11 protein-coding genes are annotated in these 18,721 nt (G+C 53.2%); 5 read left to right on the forward strand and 6 right to left on the reverse strand.

Going from position 1 to position 18,721, the window contains the following annotated elements:
- Positions 1 to 171 precede the first annotated feature (171 nt).
- Positions 172 to 2,226 carry a TonB-dependent copper receptor gene (locus tag NHG65_RS13080; protein ID WP_499183478.1) on the forward strand — a complete coding sequence of 685 codons (2,055 nt, stop codon included), beginning with the start codon at positions 172 to 174 and terminating at the stop codon, positions 2,224 to 2,226.
- A gap of 134 nt (positions 2,227 to 2,360) precedes the next feature.
- Positions 2,361 to 3,344: a dicarboxylate transporter/tellurite-resistance protein TehA gene (gene tehA / locus NHG65_RS13085; protein WP_207976767.1), complete on the forward strand. Its 984-nt coding sequence runs from the start codon at positions 2,361 to 2,363 to the stop codon at positions 3,342 to 3,344.
- A 5-nt stretch (positions 3,345 to 3,349) separates the two neighbouring features.
- Here the strand turns inward: tehA and NHG65_RS13090 are convergent, their stop codons facing one another.
- The gene (locus tag NHG65_RS13090; RefSeq protein ID WP_499183452.1) at positions 3,350 to 4,246 is read right to left on the reverse strand and encodes a LysR family transcriptional regulator; all 897 of its coding nucleotides are present in this window, start codon (positions 4,244 to 4,246) and stop codon (positions 3,350 to 3,352) included.
- Positions 4,247 to 4,332: 86 nt separating this feature from the next.
- Between NHG65_RS13090 and NHG65_RS13095 the strand changes: the two genes are divergently transcribed.
- Complete coding sequence (locus NHG65_RS13095; RefSeq protein ID WP_283603282.1) at positions 4,333 to 5,106, forward strand: NAD(P)H-dependent oxidoreductase; 774 nt, start codon at positions 4,333 to 4,335, stop codon at positions 5,104 to 5,106.
- A gap of 34 nt (positions 5,107 to 5,140) precedes the next feature.
- Here the strand turns inward: NHG65_RS13095 and NHG65_RS13100 are convergent, their stop codons facing one another.
- Together NHG65_RS13100 and NHG65_RS13105 are read right to left on the reverse strand one after the other, a co-directional pair.
- The gene (locus NHG65_RS13100; protein WP_099062063.1) at positions 5,141 to 6,595 is read right to left on the reverse strand and encodes an FAD-binding oxidoreductase; all 1,455 of its coding nucleotides are present in this window, start codon (positions 6,593 to 6,595) and stop codon (positions 5,141 to 5,143) included.
- 68 nt (positions 6,596 to 6,663) lie between these two features.
- Entirely contained in the window at positions 6,664 to 7,449 is a 786-nt protein-coding gene (locus tag NHG65_RS13105) for an SDR family oxidoreductase (RefSeq protein WP_099062064.1), read from the reverse strand.
- A 382-nt stretch (positions 7,450 to 7,831) separates the two neighbouring features.
- Here NHG65_RS13105 and NHG65_RS13110 point away from each other — a divergent pair, with 382 nt between their 5' ends.
- Together NHG65_RS13110 and NHG65_RS13115 are read left to right on the forward strand one after the other, a co-directional pair.
- The gene (locus NHG65_RS13110) at positions 7,832 to 9,115 is read left to right on the forward strand and encodes an MFS transporter (protein WP_099062065.1); all 1,284 of its coding nucleotides are present in this window, start codon (positions 7,832 to 7,834) and stop codon (positions 9,113 to 9,115) included.
- Positions 9,116 to 9,140: 25 nt separating this feature from the next.
- Positions 9,141 to 10,589, forward strand: a complete 1,449-nt coding sequence (locus NHG65_RS13115) for an FGGY-family carbohydrate kinase (RefSeq protein ID WP_099062066.1) — start codon at positions 9,141 to 9,143, stop codon at positions 10,587 to 10,589.
- Here NHG65_RS13115 and NHG65_RS13120 read toward each other — a convergent pair whose 3' ends face one another.
- The 3 genes from NHG65_RS13120 to NHG65_RS13130 form a co-directional block, all read right to left on the reverse strand.
- Positions 10,590 to 11,159: a glycerol-3-phosphate responsive antiterminator gene (locus NHG65_RS13120; RefSeq protein ID WP_232518967.1), complete on the reverse strand. Its 570-nt coding sequence runs from the start codon at positions 11,157 to 11,159 to the stop codon at positions 10,590 to 10,592. It abuts the gene before it with no gap.
- A 133-nt stretch (positions 11,160 to 11,292) separates the two neighbouring features.
- The gene (locus NHG65_RS13125; protein ID WP_237520810.1) at positions 11,293 to 12,258 is read right to left on the reverse strand and encodes a bifunctional helix-turn-helix transcriptional regulator/GNAT family N-acetyltransferase; all 966 of its coding nucleotides are present in this window, start codon (positions 12,256 to 12,258) and stop codon (positions 11,293 to 11,295) included.
- A gap of 80 nt (positions 12,259 to 12,338) precedes the next feature.
- A complete protein-coding gene (locus NHG65_RS13130; RefSeq protein WP_499182277.1) occupies positions 12,339 to 18,710 on the reverse strand; it encodes an SPM autocatalytic domain-containing protein in 6,372 nt (2,123 codons plus the stop codon).
- Positions 18,711 to 18,721: the final 11 nt, after the last annotated feature.

The raw sequence follows: 18,721 nt of genomic DNA on the forward strand, positions 1-18,721 counted from the left end.
ACGGCTGCAGAACATTATTCATCGCAACCCGATTGGCGTTATTGATTCGTCATGACGGAACCCAACCCCTATTTACGGCGGCATGATGCTCCGGGTGTTACTGCGCCTAAATAATAGCCGGTTGCGATGTGAACATATTTTTAGCGTCAAAATTTACATTAAGGAACGATGATGTTTGGTACAACCAAGAATTATAAAAAACGCCCTCTGCCACTGCATATTACTGCGGCGATGCCACTGTTTGTCCTGGCCACCTTCAGCGCTCATGCCACTGAACCGCACCAGCATGAGGTTGCAGTCAAAGCCAATGATGGCGACGTGATCACCGTAACGGCGCCACTCTATTCACCAATGACCATTGTAACATCACCGAAAACGCCGCGTCAGCCGGTGCCGGCCAGTGACGGTTCGGATTACCTGAAAACCATTCCAGGCTTCTCGCAGATCCGTAACGGTGGCACCAATGGCGATCCGGTGTTTCGCGGCATGTTTGGCTCACGACTGAAGATCCTGACCGACGGCGGCGAAATGCTAGGTGCCTGTCCTGCAAGAATGGACGCCCCTACCTCGTACATTTCACCAGAAAGCTACGATCTGTTGACCATCACCAAAGGCCCGCAAACGGTGCTCTGGGGGGCCGGTTCTTCGGCAGGCACGGTGCGCTTTGAACGTGAACGCCCTCGCTTTGAACAGCCCGGTATCAAGGGAAATGCCAGTCTGCTGGCCGGTTCTAACGGGCGCTGGGATGAAAACATCGATGCCAGCCTGGGTGGCGAACAAGGCTATCTGCGTCTGATGGGCAATAAATCGCGTTCCAATGATTATCAGGACGGCGATAGCCAACGCGTCCCTTCGCGCTGGGATAAATGGAATGGCGATTTGGCGCTCGGCTGGACGCCAGACAGTGACACCCTGTTGGAGGTGACCATGGGCCGGGGTAATGGCGAAGCGCGCTATGCCGGACGCAGCATGGATGGCTCACAATTCAAACGTGAAAGCCTGGGTATGCGAGTAGAGAAATCCAACATCGGCGAGGTATTGGATAAGCTAGAAGCTCAGGTTTATTACAACTACGCCAACCATATTATGGATAACGTTACCCTTCGTTCCCCCGGTCAGGGCGGCATGGCGATGGGACATATGGGCATGGGACACATGAATATGGGGATGACGATGCAGTTGGATCGCCGCACCGTCGGCGGGCGCGTGATGGGCACCTTCCTATGGGACGATTTGAAGTTGGAAAGCGGTATGGATACCCAGACCAACACCCACCGTAATAAACAGGGGGATGCCTGGCAAAAAGATGCACAATTCCATAACTACGGCGCTTTTGGCGAGTTGACCTGGACCGCAACCGAACAAAGCAAAGTCATCAGTGGTGCACGCCTTGATCGTAGCCTGGTAGATAACTATAAATCCGCTAATGACAGCGAACGTTCCGACACCTTGCCGAGCGGGTTTACCCGTATAGAGCATACGCTTGCCGGCATGCCGTTAATGGTTTACGCCGGTATAGGCTATACCGAACGTTTCCCTGACTACTGGGAGTTGTTCTCCCCGACACTTGGGCCGGACGGCAGTAAGAGCCCGTTTGATAGTGTGAAGAGTGAAAAGACCACGCAGATCGATATCGGTGCTCAGTACACGGATAAACGTTTTAACAGTTGGGTTTCAGCGTATCTGGGTCATGTGAATGACTTTATCCTGTTCAAGTACGATCCCAACCACGCCCGCATCAGCCAGGCCGATAACGTCAACGCGACAATTATGGGCGGTGAGATGGGCATGGGTTATCAGCTGACCGAGCACTGGAAAACTGATGCCAGCCTGGCCTATGCCTGGGGTAAAAACACCACGGACCATCAACCACTGCCGCAAATTCCACCGCTGGAAGCGCGTTTGGGTTTAACTTACGAACGTGGGGACTGGAGCAGTACCGGCCTTTGGCGTTTGGTCAGCAGCCAGCACCGCGTGGCGATCAATCAGGGCAACGTGGTGGGTAAAGACTTTGCCGACAGCCCGGGCTTTGGCGTGCTTTCCGCCAATGTGGCGTACAAGGTGAGTCCGCAGGTCAAACTCAGTACCGGTCTGGACAACATTTTCAATAAAACCTACAGCGAGCACCTAAACCTGGCGGGTAACAGCACCTTTGGCTATTCCTCGAATACTTCGGTGAACGAACCGGGGCGCACTCTCTGGGCCAAGGTTAACGTCACCTTCTAACTAAAGGGGCCGGGTGGTGGAATATATCGCCCGGCAAAGTCCTTTCTGAGCCTGTCCTCACTCCCTAAGTATTATTGCTTCCGCCCGTCAAACTCGTTAAGATCGCTTAAAATAAATTTGAAAATATAAACAAAATGATTAAATCTGATTTGAATCCGGGTTCCCGTTACCTGAATTTGCCCGCAGGCTATTTTGGCATGGTATTGGGCATCATTGGCGCAGGTTTTGGCTGGCGTTATGCGGCCACCATCCTGCCTGTCCCCGCTGTCATCGGTGAGGCGTTAGTGGTCATCGCGATCACCCTGTGGTTTCTGCTAGCCTGCGCTTTTTTATACCGCCTGCTGCGCTTCCCCCAGAGTGTAAAAGCCGAAATCACCCACCCGCTGATGAGTAGCTATGTCAGTTTGTTCCCGGCAACCACCCTACTGGTCGCCATTGGCGTGGTGCCCTGGTGGCGTTCACTGGCCGTGGCACTGTTCGTGGTGGGCGCTCTGGCACAACTGAGCTATGCCGCCTGGCAAAGTGCCGGCCTGTGGCGTGGAACGCACCCTGGTGAGGCCACCACGCCCGGGCTCTACTTGCCAACGGTCGCCAACAACTTTATCAGTTGCATGGCCTGCGGCGCATTGGGGTATCAGGATCTGGGCCTGCTGTTTTTGGGCGCCGGTGTTCTTTCCTGGCTGAGCCTGGAACCGGCCATTTTACATCGCCTGCGCAGTCAGGGCGAAATGCCGGAACCGGTACGGATCTCTCTCGGTATCCAACTGGCCCCCGCACTGGTGGCTTGCAGTGCCTGGCTGGCCGTGAATGGCGGTGAGGCCGATGTGCTGGCCAAAATGCTTTTCGGCTATGGTCTGCTGCAGTTGTTATTTATGATCCGCCTGCTTCCCTGGTATCTGAAGGGGCCTTTTAATGCCTCATTCTGGAGCTTTTCGTTCGGCCTTTCTGCTCTGGCTACCACCGCTCTGCATCTGGGGCATGCGAGCCATGAAGGGATACTGTCTGCGCTCGCATTACCGCTTTTTGTCTTCAGTAATATCCTGATTGGCTTGTTGTTGGTTCGTACGCTGATTCTGTTGTTCCAGGGCGGTTTGTTGAAATACACCCAGCAGCCCTGACTCCCTCAGCTTACCGCGGCGACGATATGCTCGCGCAACCATTGATGTGCCGGATCGCGGTGAGAACGCTCATGCCACAGCATGGTCATTTCGAACCCCGGCACCTCGACCGGCGGTTCGACTACCTGCAGCGAGCTATTGTTGCGTACCAGCCGTGAAGGCAGCATCGCCACCAGATCTGAATTTGCCAGCACCGACATCACAAACAGAAAATGCGGAACGGAAAGCACCACACGCCGGGTTAAGCCGGCTTCCGCCAGCACTTTGTCGGTAATACCGAAAAATCCCCCGCCGTCCGGTGAAACCATTACATGTTCCAGCTCGCAAAACTGGGCCAGCGACGGCGGTGTTTGCAATTCTGGGTGCCCTGCACGCCCGACCAGTACATAGCGTTCGCTAAATAGAATGCGTTGTCGCAAATTGGGCGGTGAACCTTCTCGAGTATGAAAGGCCAGATCGATTTCTCCCTGTTCCGCCTGCCTGGCAATGCGTGAAGGCACGGTTTCGATCACCGCCAGTCGACTGTGCGGCGCGGCTGCCCGTAACCCGAGCAACGCCGGTTGAACAATGGTCGACTCACCGTAGTCGAAAGCCGCCACGCGCCAGGTATTGTCCGCCACCCTTGGGTCAAAGGGTTCCGACGGTGATACCGCACGTTCCAGAGCCTCAAGCGCCAGGCGTAATGGCTCACGCAGCTCGTCACCCCGGGTGGTCGGCCGCATGCCGCGTGGCCCCGGCATCAACAAGGGGTCGTTAAAAATATCTCTGAGTTTGGCAAGATGCACACTGACCGAAGGCTGCGAAAGGTGTAATCGCTGCGCCGTCCGGGTCACATTATGCTCGGCCAGCAAGGTGTCCAGCGTCACCAGCAGGTTGAGATCCAGGCGTCTGATATTATTCATGGTAATACCTGTAATATTAGAAATTCATTTCCAGTATACCTGACATCCGCCTACCCTGACCTTCATCAACCCATGGAGGTCACACTATGAATGTTTTACTGGTCTATGCTCACCCTGAACCGCAGTCATTGAATGGCTCACTGAAGGATTTTTCTGTCCAACGGCTTGAAGCTGCCGGCCACGAGGTACAGGTATCCGATCTGTATGCCATGCAGTGGAAAGCCACGCTTGATGCCGCCGACAGTACAGCGCAACCCGGGGATCGTTTTGATCCCTCGCGTGATTCCCAACATGCATTTGCCCATGGCTTACAGAGCAAAGACATTGAGCTGGAGCAGGAGAAATTACTGTGGGCCGATACGGTTATCCTGCAGTTTCCCCTGTGGTGGTTTTCTATGCCGGCAATCCTTAAAGGCTGGGTAGAACGCGTCTATGCCTACGGATTCGCCTATGGCGTGGGGGAGCACTCTGACTCACGCTGGGGTGACCGCTATGGCGAAGGTACCCTGGCCGGCAAACGCGCGATGCTGATTGTCACCACCGGCGGTTGGGAATCGCATTATGCCGAACGCGGCATCAATGGCCCGATCGATGACATTCTGTTCCCTATCCAGCATGGCATCCTGCATTACCCCGGTTTCGAGGTGTTGCCACCCTTTGTCATTTATCGCACCGGTCGGATTGATGAAACCCGGTTTGCCGAGATCGGCAGCGCTCTGGGCCAACGACTCGATGACCTGACGGACACCGCACCGATCCCCTTCCGTCGACAGAATGCGGGAGAATATGAGATCCCGGCATTAACCCTGAAACCGGCTATTGCCCCTGGGCAGTCTGGTTTTAGTGCACATATCGAATAATGTTCAGGCCCGGTAAACCGGGCCATCAGCCAAATCATTTTTCCAGCGGATAAATGGTGCCGGTGTTCATGATGCCGTTAGGATCGTAAACCTCTTTCAACGCCTTCAGGATGTAATAGGCACTGCCGTGCTCGTCTTTGGTCCAGTGGGTACGGTGCTTGCCGATACCGTGGTGATGCACCATTGAACCGCCCTGTTTAAGGGTTTCCTCGACGATAATCTTGTTCAAAGGATTGTGGTACTTGTCGATCTCCTCTTCCGGCTTACAACCCACTACGTTGTAATCGTAAACGAAGTACATATTGGTGCCATTGATATAGCTGTGGGACGAGTGCCCACCCAGCATGGTGATGTCAGCAATAGGGGGGAATTCGGCCCGTATCCGACGGATCACGTTTTCATAGATGGTATGGATACTCGCCCAGTCGCTGGAAACCTCGGTGGTGAAGCCCATATTGTTGGTTTTCATGATCTGCACGCGTTCGGCCTCTACCTTCTCCGGCCCCCAGTTCAGGTTATTGAACCAGGCTTCAATCAGTTTACTGTCCACCTTATGGCATTCGGCATGGCGTTGTACGATCGCCTCAATGCCCGCGCCGGTCGCCTGTGCTATCCCTTTTGCCCCTTCAGCCATAAAAATCAGCACACATTTCCCTTTGGCAAAATGGGTAAAATGCTGGGTGCCGTCCTCGGCATCGTAGAGCCGGGCGATCGACGGGCGATAACCCTCAACCATCACTTCTCGCAGGATGTCGAAACCGGTTTGCATGTTATCGAGGGTATAGCCGTAAAACAGGTTGTTCTCCGGCGTGTATTTGAAGATTTTCACCGTCACTTCGGTTATGAAGCACAGCGCCCCTTCGTTGCCGATAATCACGTGACGAATATCCGGCCCGGCCGCCCGGCGCGGCACGTTTTTGATCCGGGTAATGGTACCGTTAGGGAAGACCGCCTCCAGTCCAACCACCATGTCCTCTATTGCCCCGTATAACGTAGACAGCTGGCCAATGCTGCGTGTCGCGACCAGCCCGCCCATTTGCGCCAGCGGTTTGGACTGCGGTGAATGCCCGGTGGTGTAACCCTGAGCCCGCAACTGATTCTCCAGCACTTCCAGCGGGACGCCGCACTGGGCCGTGGCTTGCATGTTGCGAATATCAATCTTGACCACCTGGTTCAGCCCTGAACCATCCAGCACCACCGAGTTTTTCACCACCGTCTCCAGCCCACCCTCAGTGGCTGACGCGCCAGTCCGTGGTACGCAGTTGATGTGATTTTCATTCATAAACTTCAATACGTCTGACACCTGCTGGGTATTCTCCAGTTTGACTACCGCGGCGGGTAACGGCTGGGTGAAGACACCGTGGATATCAGCATATTTGCGGAAGCGGTCTACGCTATTTTTTTTCAGCACTTCTTCATCGGTAATCACCCGTGCCGGGCCAACGATTTCTTTTAAATGAGCGACAATAGCTTCACGAGTCAGAGACATGATTATTCCTTCCTGATAATAAGAATATAAATTTTGTTGCTTGAGATGAAATGGGAAGTCCCGCTTATTTAACGAACCAGATAACCACCGTCTACCACCAGCAAATGGCCGTTAACATAATTAGACGCCCTGCTGGCTAAAAATACCATGGCCCCCATTAAATCCTGAGTATCACCCCATCGATTGGCGGGAATATGCTCCAGTACCCGGCGATTGGTTTCCGGATTACTACGGGTCTCAGCGGTGATATCTGTAGCATAATAACCAGGAGCAATACCGTTGACCTGTATATTATATTGGCCCAGCTCGTCACAATAGGCTTTGGTAAATCCGGCCAGGGCGTGTTTGGTGGCGGCATAAGCCGGTGACCACTGCCCGCCAAGATAAGAGAACAGCGAACAAATATTGATGATCTTGCCCTGCTGGTTGGGGATCATTACTTTTGCGACTTCATAGCTCATTTCAAAGGCGGCAGTCAGATTGATGTCGATCATCGGATCCCAGTCACCACGACCAAAATCCAGCACCTTGTTCAATTTACAGATGCCTGCATTGTTGACCAGAATATCTACACCACCGAACTTTGCCAGACATTGGGCAATAACCCTTGCGGGAGCGCCTTTCTCGGTAATATCGACCTGCATGAACTCAACCTGAACGCCCTGTTGCTCAATGATTTCGCGGGTTTGTCCCTGATCCATCACAAAGCTGGGAATAAACAGATTGGCGCCTGCCTTGGCCAGTGCTACGGCAAATGCCTGCCCCAGGCCGCTGTTGCCGCCGGTGACAATTGCCGTTTTTCCCTTCAGTGAAAAGAAATCCAGTGAGAACGCATTTAATTTATCCAGTGACATGTACTAACTCCTTAGCCTGAAAAAAATGCAAAAAAAAATGAGAAAAGTAAGCTCCTCTGCGTGTAGCAAAGAAGTTACTTTTCTCATCGGCTCTAGTAACTGAGGAGCAAGCTAACATGGCCCACCAGGACTATTCAGTGACTTACATCACAAAATCATTTCATCCCTAAAATACAGTGTCTAACATCATTCCAAACAATTAATTTATTAAAAAACCGGGTAACCCAACTTTAATCTTTTGTGATGGCGGTCGCTTTTATTATTAGTATCACCGTGCTATTTGTTAGTGCAGTTACTGAATGAGCCGAAGAGAAAAGTAACTTCCCGCAATGCGGGGAGCCTGCTTTTCTCTTTTTTTATTTAATTTTTAACAGGGTGCCGCATGAAAAAAACCAATACCCACCGCTGGTTAACGCTGGCGATAATAAGTATCAGTGGCGGCGTGAGCTTTGATCTGGCCTATCTGCGTTATATTTATCAAATTCCCATGGCGAAATTTATGGGCTTTTCCAATACCGAAATAGGGTTAATCATGAGTACCTTCGGTATTGCCGCCATTATTCTTTATGCCCCTAGCGGTATTATCGCCGACAAGTTCGACCATCGTAAAACCATGACTTTCGCCATGATCGCTACCGGGTTACTGGGTGGGTTGATGGCGTTATACCCTCCCTTCTGGATGATGATCCTGATCCAGGTGGCATTCGCCATTACCACCATTCTGTTGCTGTGGTCCGTTTCCATCAAGGCAGCATCGCTGCTTGGCGACCACCAGGAACAGGGGAAAATCATGGGTTGGATGGAAGGTTTACGCGGTGTCGGCGTCATGACATTGGCGGTCTTCACCATGTGGGTATTCTCCATGTTCAGCCCCGAAGATCCTGACAGCCTGAAAGCAGTGATCCTGATTTACAGCGGCGTGTATATTCTGCTCGGCATTCTGTGTTGGTGTTTTGTCAGCGAAGGCGTCCCGCAGGCGGCAAACAGCGCTGAACCTGTACGCCAGTTTAGCCTCGGCGATATCCTTAAGGTGCTGAAAGTCAGTACCACCTGGTATTGCAGCATGATCATTTTCGGCGTTTACACCATCTACGCCATCCTGAGTTATTCAACCAACTATCTGACCGAAATGTACGGTATGACCTTGGTCGCCGCCAGCTATATGGGCATTGTCATTAACAAGATATTTCGTGCGGTATGCGGTCCGCTTGGGGGGTTGATCACCAGCCACAGCCGGCTGAAATCACCTACCCGGGTGATCCAGTTGCTGGCATTGGTCAGCCTGATCACCCTGGGTGCATTGCTGCTCACCAATCAACAGCCGGTTTCGGTCGCTGTAGGCATCGGGTTGATTCTACTGCTGGCCTTTGCCTGTTATGCCTCGCGTGGGTTGTATTTCGCCTGCATTGGCGAGGCCCGTACGCCCAAATTCATTATGGGTACCACCGTCGGTATCTGTTCGGTGATCGGCTTCCTGCCAGATGTCTTTGTCTATCCGTTAGTCGGGCATTGGCAAGATACCCTGCCCGCCGCCGAGGCTTACCGCAATATGTGGCTGATGGGCCTGGCTGCTACCGGTTTGGTGGTAGTGTTTACTTATCTGTTGTTCAACAAAATCAAAACTGCCGACGCGAAAACCATAACCACAAAACCGGCGATCGGATAATGCCTTTTCCTTAAGGAGTCATAACATGAAGAAGAAGTATCTGATGGGTGTGGACGTGGGCACCCAGAGCGCCAAAGTGGTTATTTTTGATTTGGACGGCAAGGTGATTTGCGAAGGCAAGCAGCCACTGCGCAAGCTGGATATACCGGCACCGCTGCTGGCGGAGCACCCGGATGACGATCTGTGGGATGTCTTAAAAGTGGCCTTCCGTCGGGTCATGCAGCGCTTTGCCGATCATGGCGGCCAGCCGGAGGATATTATTTCGATGGGGATCTGCATCATCCGTTGTTGCCGTGCGCTGTTAAAAGAAAATGGAGAGTTGGCCTACCCAGTGATCAACTGGATGGATAAGCGCTTGAATAAACCCTATGAGTATATTGATGCCTATCGGGGCGTGCGCTATATCACTACCACCTCCGGCTATATCACCCACAGGCTAACCGGCGAGTTCAAAGATACCTGTGCCAACTACATTGGTTGGTGGCCGATGGACAATGACCGACTCGACTGGAGCACCGACTCGGCCGTCTGGCAAAGTTGTAACCTGACACGCGACCAGGTGTTTGAGGTTGTCAAACCGGGTGAAATTCTCGGTCGGCTCAGCGAACGCGCAGCCCAACAAATCGGTTTACCTGCCGGTATCCCGGTGGTGGCCACTGCACACGATAAGGCGGTAGAAGCCCTGGGGGCCGGATCGCTGGAACCCGGCGTCGCACTGATCTCTCTGGGGACCTATATTGGCGCTATGGTGCATGGCCATGCCAATGTGAAAGACGCACAGCATTTCTGGCCGTTCCAGGCCTCGATCCCTGGCCGCTATTTGTATGAATGTATGGGCGTGCGGCGCGGTATGTGGACCGTAAGCTGGTTTCGCGATCAGTTTGGTGCAGCCGCGCTGTCTGCCGCTGACGACGCCGGAGTCAGCATTGAGGAATTGCTGAACCAGGAGGCAGAACGGGTGCCTGCCGGCTGTGAAGGATTAATCACCGTGCATGACTGGGCGCCACCACCTGAAGCAGAGTTCCGCAAAGGCGCGATGATCGGCTTCGACGGCCGTCATACCCGGGCGCATCTGTATCGTTCCATTCTGGAAGGGATTGCCTTCACCATGAAGAACCATATGGACCCGATGGCCCAGGAACTGCATACGCCGTTCCGCAGCCTGATCATTTCCGGCGGCGGTGCCAACAGCGATCTGTTTATGCAGATTTTTGCCGACGTTTTTGGCATCCCTACACGGCGTAACCTGATGAGTGGCTCGGCCGCGGTGGGTTGTGCCATCAATGCCGGCATGGCGGTAGGCGCATTCGACAGTTATCAGCAGGCAACCGACAGGCTGGTGAAGGTAGGCGACAGCTTTATGCCGGATAGCGCCAATCACGCCTTTTATCAGCAACTCAATCAACAGGTTTATCAGCGGGTAAACGCACATCTCGATCCCTTGTTACGTGCGCTCAGCCCTTTGGTGGATTAACTAAAGCTTTAATTTCCAAACGTCATGGTTAGTGGTGGAGACGGCAATCGCCCCGGCTTTTAATGCCGTCTGGGCATCGTCTTCATCACACACCAAACCACCCGCAATGATCGGCAGATCAATCTTTTCGGCCACCCAACCCAACACTTTCGGCATACAACCCGGCAGGATCTCAATGCAGTCCGGCGTCGACTGCGCCACCTGTTTGTCGACGTTATGAAAGGAGATGGAGTCGAGGATAAATAACCGATGAATGGCATAGAACCCCTGCTGACGCGCGGCTTTTACCATCGAGGTTTTGGTGCTGATAATGCCGTCGGCGGCGGTCACGATCTTTAGAAAATTGATCACAATTTCTTTGTTGGAGCTGCCTTCCAGCAGATCAACATGAACGAAGGCATATTTCCCGGCGTCTTTAATCTGCTGCACGATGCGCCCAATGTTGCAGATGTTGCCATACAGCACCGAAATAATCCGGCAATCCGACTTCACCGCCGCCTGCAGGCTTTCATTATCTTTTACCGCGGCAATCACCGGATGCAGTTTTAATAATTCAACGATTGAAGACACGTTTTTCCCCTGGTAGGCCCGCCAGGATAGGTTACGGGCATTATTCATTAACAACAGGGTAACACACCCCTACCAGTGGTATCCCCAGCCGTGCTCACACCCTGCCAACATGCCAACCGCCGTAGCCAATACGTCAATCTCGGGCAGCCTGACGGCGAATAAACAGCTGTTCGGTCATGGGCTGCCCCCATTGTGTGCCCGGCTGCTCTTCTGCCAGCGTAAAACCGACGCTTTCATACAGATGCCGGGCCGCATCCAGCCCTTTGAAGGTCCACAAATGGGTTTCATCAAACGCGCGTTCATCGCAGAAACTGACCGCGCGGTTCAACAGTTGTCGGCCTACACCGCTGCCGCGCAGGCTGTCATCAATAATGAAAGCGCGCAGATGGGCACGGTTATCCCCCAAGGTTTCCCCATCGATAGAAACCGAACCGACGATACGACCGCGACTTAATGCCGACCAGGTCTGGTTTAACGGATGTGACAATTTTCCGGCGAGATCGGCCAGCGCTGCGCCAACGGTGGCTTCAAAAAAGGCGCCAAAGCCCACCGTGCGCGAATAATATTGCATGTGCATTTCCAGCGTTCTACCGACAAATCCGGGCAGATAGCCGCTGACAATTTCGATGATCGACTTAGAAAGCGGTGTGTCAGCCAAACGGCAAGCGCGTAGTGCCGTGGCATAGCTCTGTAACCCTTGGGCAATGCCACTGCTTGCGTTGGCCGGCAGTTGCTCTAGCGCGTTAAGCACCTGATGCTCGGCATACCGGTTAATTCCTGCCAGAGTCTGTCGCCCTTTATCCGTTAACTGCAGGATTTTTTCCCGGGCATCACGTTCACTGGGTAAAGTCACCAGTTCCCCGGCTTTGATCAACTTGTTCAACATGCGGCTGACGCTGGATTTTTCCAGGTTGAGCACCGTGCAAAGCTCGGCTGCGGTTTCAACCTGCCTGTCGCCAATTTCAATTAGCGCATGCACCGCCGACGGCGGCAGATCGGTTCCTGCCAGGGTACTGCCCATAAAACCCAGCTCCCGCACCAGATGGCGTGACGCGTCCCTGATCGGTTGTAAATACGGATCCACATTGGTTATTGGCATGATGAGCGCTCTGATATAGTTGTATACAACAACCATATCAGAGGCATTCTGGAATACAAGCGATCGGTGGGATTAGCCGATCAATGCCAGTTGGCAGCCAACACCGGTTGCAACCTTTGTAGCTCAATATCGCCGAGCATTAGCGTCGCAGACGTCGGTGGCGCAAAGGCAGCCATCGCCTGGACAAGGTTTTCAACATAGCTGCTCATTAAGCGCTGATTATCACCGGCCGTAATGTATCCTGGTCGGTCGGGGGAACTGGCGTACCAATTCTGTAATTTAACCTCCTGCTTACTGCCTATCACTGAAATCTGCAGTTCCAGTTCCTTATGCTGGAACCACAGACGGTCGGGGCTGATGTCCTTTCCAAACAGCAGACTCCCCATCCTGACTTTAAATTCTAAATTATTGACGCCATGCCCGACTTCTATCTTCGACATGCTACCGCTGACCTGCACATGGTTATTGCCATCTCCCAACTTCACCTCCGCAAAAGATCCACTGCAGGTGACGTTATTGTTGCCATTGCCCAGCGTCATCTTCGCAAAGCTTTCGTTGCTAGTGAGGGTGTTATTGCCATTGCCCAACGTCACCTCCGTAAAGGATCCGCTGCTGGTAAACGTATTGTTGCCATTGCCCAACGTTGCTTTGGTAAAGGTTCCGCTGTTTGCGATGGTATTATTGCCATCGCCGACAGTGAGTTTATCGATATCACCGACAACAAGATTATTACCCTGACCTAGCGTGATCTTGGCCCAAGAACCCGACACTTTGACTTTGTTATCACCGTTACCTGCCACCACCGTGCTGCCGAACGCCTCAACGCTGATGGTTTTACTCTCGTCCCCCAAGGTGAGATCGGCAAAGGATTTTTTGATCCTGATACTATTGGCATCCAGAGACACTAACGTCGGTTTTACTTCTGGCTCAGCTACCTGGATGCCCGGTGGGGTATTCCATGCAATTGGCTCTAACTCAACGGGTTTGACGCTGATTGGCTCCACCCACTCTGCTCGTTTGATGCTGATTGGTTCTATCCGCTCCCACTTACTGGAGTCAATTTTGGGGATTGGCGTCCTCTCAATTTGCATCGACTCAGCCGGCGCCAACTCGATAGGCTTAACCGGTGTAAACTCAATAGGCAGCACCAAAGGCTTATCGACGACCATGGGAGGTAACCTTGGTATCACGGGATTGACTGGTGCCACGGGTTCGGTCGCCGTCAGCGTTGGTGGTTCGGGGACTTGCGTTACCAAAGGGCTTACCGCTGGCACGATATCCGGTGCAGCTACCGCAAAAAGAAAATCAGCCGCATTGATTTGTGATGTTTCCAGGGCATCGAGATACAGCAGTTTCACCATGGCATCTGACTCGCCACCACCCTTGAAACTAACGTCAACGCCATGAATTTGTGACAGCCCGTTGATCGTGCCACGGTTGGTTTGAGTGATGTTCAACTGGCTGAAATCCGTGATACCGGTCTGTCGCAAATCAATTTTATCAACGCCGTGGCGGAAACCACGCAAAGCGTTTTGGTAATTTTTGACCCCAGGCTGCTCTGCCACCACAAAAACGTTCTTTGCAGCGCTATCGTGACTGTAAATCTTCCCATTAAGCTTAAATACCATCCGCCCCTGAGCATCGCTACTGAGCAGGACGCCCTTGCCACCGCCGTTGAGGATCACGGTACCCAGGCCTTCTTGTGGTTGGTGCGTTGAGGTATCACTGCTGGTGTAAGCCAACGGCGCAATAAAGCTGTCCTGGAAGCTAAAGTTCCCCGCATGGATCCCATCAAGTGTCTGGCCTTTCAGGATGATGCTCTGGCCTTTACCCAGCTCGACCTTCACATCTGCCCCCTGTTGCTTTAGCACCAAATCGGCAAAAGTTTTCCCGGCAAAGCCAACCAGATTGACGATTTCTCCACGAGCGGCCTCAAAATGACGGATAACATCGCTACCGGCCTGACGACGGTGAACCACAAACAAATCCTTGCCTGCGCCGCCTGCAAGCGAGTTGTTCCCACGTCCACCATCAAGCAAAGCATCAGCATGACCGGCAACCAGCGTATCGTTGCCATCACCGGTAACGATGTTCTGAATGCTGGTTGGATTTTTTATCGTCAGCGCGCCGCCGCCAATACTGGCAACACCGGTCAACAAGTTAACCGAGGTATCTTTGGAAACCGCTGCCGCATTGAGAGTATTACGCCCCCCTGCCACACCATTGACTGCGTCGTCCAGCACTGCGCGATTGGCCTGCCCAACTACCGACTGGATATATTCGTCGGTGTAAAAATAGGTGTCATCCACGGTGCTCTTGCTGCCGTACAAACGTAGCGACCAGGCATTTAATGTGACCGGTAGTCCTGAGCTTGCATCGGTCATCTGCAGGGTCCAGTTTCCTACCGAACGTTCACCAAAATCATGGGTCGACATAAAGCTGTATCTGAATTTTCCCGATTGACTGCTTCCCATGTCGGTCGCACTGGCCCCCGGCATGCCGTCTGGAACCTTGCCCTGACGATGGAGTAACAGGCTTTCGGTACCCTCAGGAGAGATCAGTTTCAGCGTCAGATCGCCAAGGCGGCCCACCTGGGCATCAAAATCGATTTCAACATGTTCGACATTCAAACCGGCATTCATGGCGATGGACGAGGTTAACGTTGCCCCCGCCGCCAGGGTTTTCGCCACGGGGCCGCTGGAAGCGCTATAGACATGCTCGTTTGCCGCCGTACTTTGTGTCATCCAGGCTTCTGCCAAGCGAACCGCAGCCCGTGCATCAACCTCACCAAACCCGTAGTCATGGCTGGTGTGCATCCCGCCGCCATTCCAGCTCCGGCCGTGATTGTCGTTCCATTGCGTAGCGGGATCGTTAACCTTGCGCGCCGACAATGCCAGGATCTGCTGCACATCCCGATAGCCCAGGTTTGGGTTGGCCTCCAGCATCAGCGCCACAATACCGGAGACTATCGGCGCAGCAAAACTGGTGCCTTGCATGCTGGTGTAGTCATTACCGAAGGTGGAGCCTCGCTCGGTTTTCAGCATATGGCTGGTGGACACGACATTGCTGCCCGGCGCAGAAATCAACAGGCTGGCCCCCGGATTCGAGAAAGGTGAAGAGCCAATTTGTAACGTCGATAAATCGCCCTGTGCGTTGATCGCACCGACCTCCACGGAAAAGCGATTGTTATTGGTCAATGACCCCTGAGCATTGCCACCGGCTGCACGATGATTACCCCCGGCCGCCACGATAACGGTGCCTAACCCACCACGACCATTGGCCGCTGCGTATTGCGCATTCATGCTCAATGAAGAAGCCGTGTTTATTGCACCGTCCTGAAAACTGCTGAGGGCAAAATCGTTGGTGAACCCCCAACTGTTGTTGGCAACGTCAAAACTGACCATATGCCCCAAGCCCGCGAGGTCGGCACCGCTATTGGCCAGATAATAGGCCCCCAGCGTAGCGCCATAGGCTACCCCGACGCCGCCTTTATCATTCTTCGCTGCGACCATCACCCCGGCCACCATGGTGGCGTGGTTGGAGACCAGACTCGGCAAAGTGCCGTTGTCCTGCTGAGACTGTAGCCAGGCTTTGTCGACATTGGCGACAAGATCGGGGTGATTAATATCAAATATTTCTGGCGCGGTGGCGAACTGCCCGCCCGGCTCGAACTGTCCGATACGCACCCCTTTGCCACTGTAGTCTTGCCAGACAGGCAGAATGTGGGTGTCGCTCAGATACCACTGCTGCGCAGCCAGAGGATCACTGGGCACTTCCGGAGTCAATAAGGTGACGGCGGCCCGCATCGGTGCAGTTTGTCCGCTGTCCAGATCCACGACAGAGGCGGAAATATGACCGGCAGCATCGACGATACCGTACTTGAAACTCAGCAGACCGGTATAAGCGGCATCAGGGGTAAACAATACATCGCCCTGGGCAGTGAGGCTGACTTTGCCGCCGATAGCATCCCCGACATTGGCAATGCGCAAGGCACCCTGACTATTGAGATGTTGGTCGTTGGCCAGCAGGCTCTTTGCGGCAATCAGATGGGGCTGTGTGCGGCCGAACACCTTGCCGGCCTGGTCGTGAGTGAGAACATCCTCGACAGGCATTGGGTTCGGGGTTTGTAAATCAACGGCAGAAATGTCCGAGAAATTGAGTTTCTGGATATTTTTCAGCGTTATTGTGCCGTCACGATCGGCCACTTTATCAACCACTTGATACCCTTCAGCGGTACGGGTGATACGGTAGTCGCCATGTTTGCCATGCAGGCTGACCAAATTAACTCCGCCGTCGCCGTCAATGGTGGCATTACCCTGCCCGACTTCGATAACATCATTCCCAAAACCGCCGAAAATCATATCGGCCCCGCCGCCGGCGTGAATGATGCTGCCGCCTTCGGACGCATAAATGGTGTCCCCCTGTGGCCCGGCGTAAATAACCGACTTACCGCTCCCCCCAATCAGGGTGTTGCGGCCACTGCCCCCGACCAGCACGTCGTTACCCATACCGCCTACCAGCGTCGAATGGCCAGCGCCCCCTTTGATAAAAACGCCATTGGCCCCGCCGCTTCTGATTATGTCATTGCCGCCTCCGCCTTGGGCGATAGTTAAACCGGCCTGAGCCATGTTCAGCTCGACGCCTTGTTTACCGACAATGATTGCCGTGTCCCGGCCACCGTTGCCGTTAATATTTTCCGTTTTGTCTGAAGCGCTGATGACAAATACGTCATCGCCGGTACCGCCGATATAAGTATTGCTCCCGGCACCGCCGACCAGCCAACTGCCGGTTTTGGCCGCTATCAATCTGTCATTGCCGCTACCGCCATACAGATTGTTTACCCCCAATTCAGCCGCATCCAGGGTTTCTGCGGTTTTGCTCTGGCTGGCATAAGCCGTGGTGGTGACACCCTCAGTAGTGGAAGTTACCCGCGTGCCGGTACCTTGCTGAGTAAGGGTGTTGCTGACCGGATCGCCCAGGAAGTCGACGGCCAATGCTTCCTGAGTTTTGCCGTTAATGGTAAAGGTGCCACTGGCAATAACCCGGTTACCGTCACGAATTTCGCTTTTGTCGGAAGCCCGGACGCTAATTTGACTAATCCCCAGTTCTGCCAGCGTTTTAAGTTCGCCCGCATCGACTTTCGCATCCTGAGTGCCGTCGACCCAGACCCGCAGTTTGCTCCAGATCGGATCGTTATGATCAATCACCCCGTCCCGGTTGGCATCTTCGCTGGCTAGGGCACCGAAGGCATCCTTGAATTTTCGCTCGCCTGCTGCGCCACCGACACCGGCCTTGCCAGCGTAATACTCGGAGAACATTTGACTGACATCGGTTATCTGGCCGCTGCCATCGTCGATCACCAGCATGCCGGTTTTACTGTCTGCCCAGCCGCTGCGCTTAAGCGTACCGCTGTGGTCGGTGTCAAACAGCACACCGTCAGCGATGTCGGTCATGCGCACGCCATCGCCGGTTAAATCCAGTAGCAACGGATCAACATAGGTGTTGAACGTCATCATGGCCGACAATCCGTTCAAAGTTGCGGCGTTGCGCAGGCTGGAGTCGGTATAATTGTCGTCGGGCGTTTGGTAGAACTGCGACAAATAGCTGTTGGGCCGGGCGTTGGGATCCAGCTGCACTTCACCGGGTCGAATGCCTCCACTGGCCAGGCTGGCCATTTGAGTAGAAGCAAAGTCCGTTTGATCGAGCATTCCTCCAATGGCAAAAATGCTGTGGGTCGCCGCATTCTGGATATAGCCGTTGGCGGCATCCTGCTGGGCTTTGTTTTCGCCCTGAATATGTTGCTTCGCCTGCGGGGATGGATTGATTTCTATGTTAATCAGGTTTTTCGGTACATCAGGAGTTGTCCCTACATTATCTATAGGTTTGAGCCACTCTGGAGTAAGTAATGAATCATTGAATTTTCTTTTTTCATAATGGTCACCATTACGAATTAGGTCATCACGAATGATAGTGGCGCCCTGCGCTGTTAGTATTGACTTCAATATGACAGCATTATCATTAGGAAACAGGTTCCCCTCAAATCGGCGGCCATTATACCCAATCTCCCTTAATGAATAATATACAAAATCCACACAACTATTATAAGTGGCTCGATATTTTTTATCATTAAACCCGGCCAGCCAAGGTTCTTCTGAAAAGGCTTTTAGCTTATTATATTGGTTTGCCGTCAGCGCGATAGTCACCTCATATGAAGTTTGTTGGTATGCGGCATTATCGTCTTGAGTTACCTTCCCCACGTCAAATACTTTACCGTTCACTGACTCGAAGCCGTAACTTTCCTCTTTGCCATTGCCATCACTGAAGACATACCACATATGACCACCGGGGGAAGGATGGGAGCTTCCCGCCTTGTTTTTTTCAGTATCTTTTTGGTACGTATACGTGGAGCCTCTCTCTGCCACTTTATAAGTTACGGTATATTTATTTTTCATCTTTTACACTC

Origin of the sequence: Serratia myotis (assembly GCF_027474885.1) — a bacterium.
In the GTDB taxonomy this organism is placed as follows: Bacteria; Pseudomonadota; Gammaproteobacteria; order Enterobacterales; family Enterobacteriaceae; genus Serratia; species Serratia proteamaculans.

Bases quoted from the DNA above. Each gene is read 5' to 3' on its own strand.
- NHG65_RS13080 (WP_499183478.1), top strand. From the start codon at position 172: ATGTTTGGTACAACCAAGAATTATAAAAAACGCCCTCTGCCACTGCAT.
- tehA (WP_207976767.1), top strand. From the start codon at position 2,361: ATGATTAAATCTGATTTGAATCCGGGTTCCCGTTACCTGAATTTGCCC.
- NHG65_RS13090 (WP_499183452.1), bottom strand. From the start codon at position 4,246: ATGAATAATATCAGACGCCTGGATCTCAACCTGCTGGTGACGCTGGAC.
- NHG65_RS13095 (WP_283603282.1), top strand. From the start codon at position 4,333: ATGAATGTTTTACTGGTCTATGCTCACCCTGAACCGCAGTCATTGAAT.
- NHG65_RS13100 (WP_099062063.1), bottom strand. From the start codon at position 6,595: ATGTCTCTGACTCGTGAAGCTATTGTCGCTCATTTAAAAGAAATCGTT.
- NHG65_RS13105 (WP_099062064.1), bottom strand. From the start codon at position 7,449: ATGTCACTGGATAAATTAAATGCGTTCTCACTGGATTTCTTTTCACTG.
- NHG65_RS13110 (WP_099062065.1), top strand. From the start codon at position 7,832: ATGAAAAAAACCAATACCCACCGCTGGTTAACGCTGGCGATAATAAGT.
- NHG65_RS13115 (WP_099062066.1), top strand. From the start codon at position 9,141: ATGAAGAAGAAGTATCTGATGGGTGTGGACGTGGGCACCCAGAGCGCC.
- NHG65_RS13125 (WP_237520810.1), bottom strand. From the start codon at position 12,258: ATGCCAATAACCAATGTGGATCCGTATTTACAACCGATCAGGGACGCG.
- NHG65_RS13130 (WP_499182277.1), bottom strand. From the start codon at position 18,710: ATGAAAAATAAATATACCGTAACTTATAAAGTGGCAGAGAGAGGCTCC.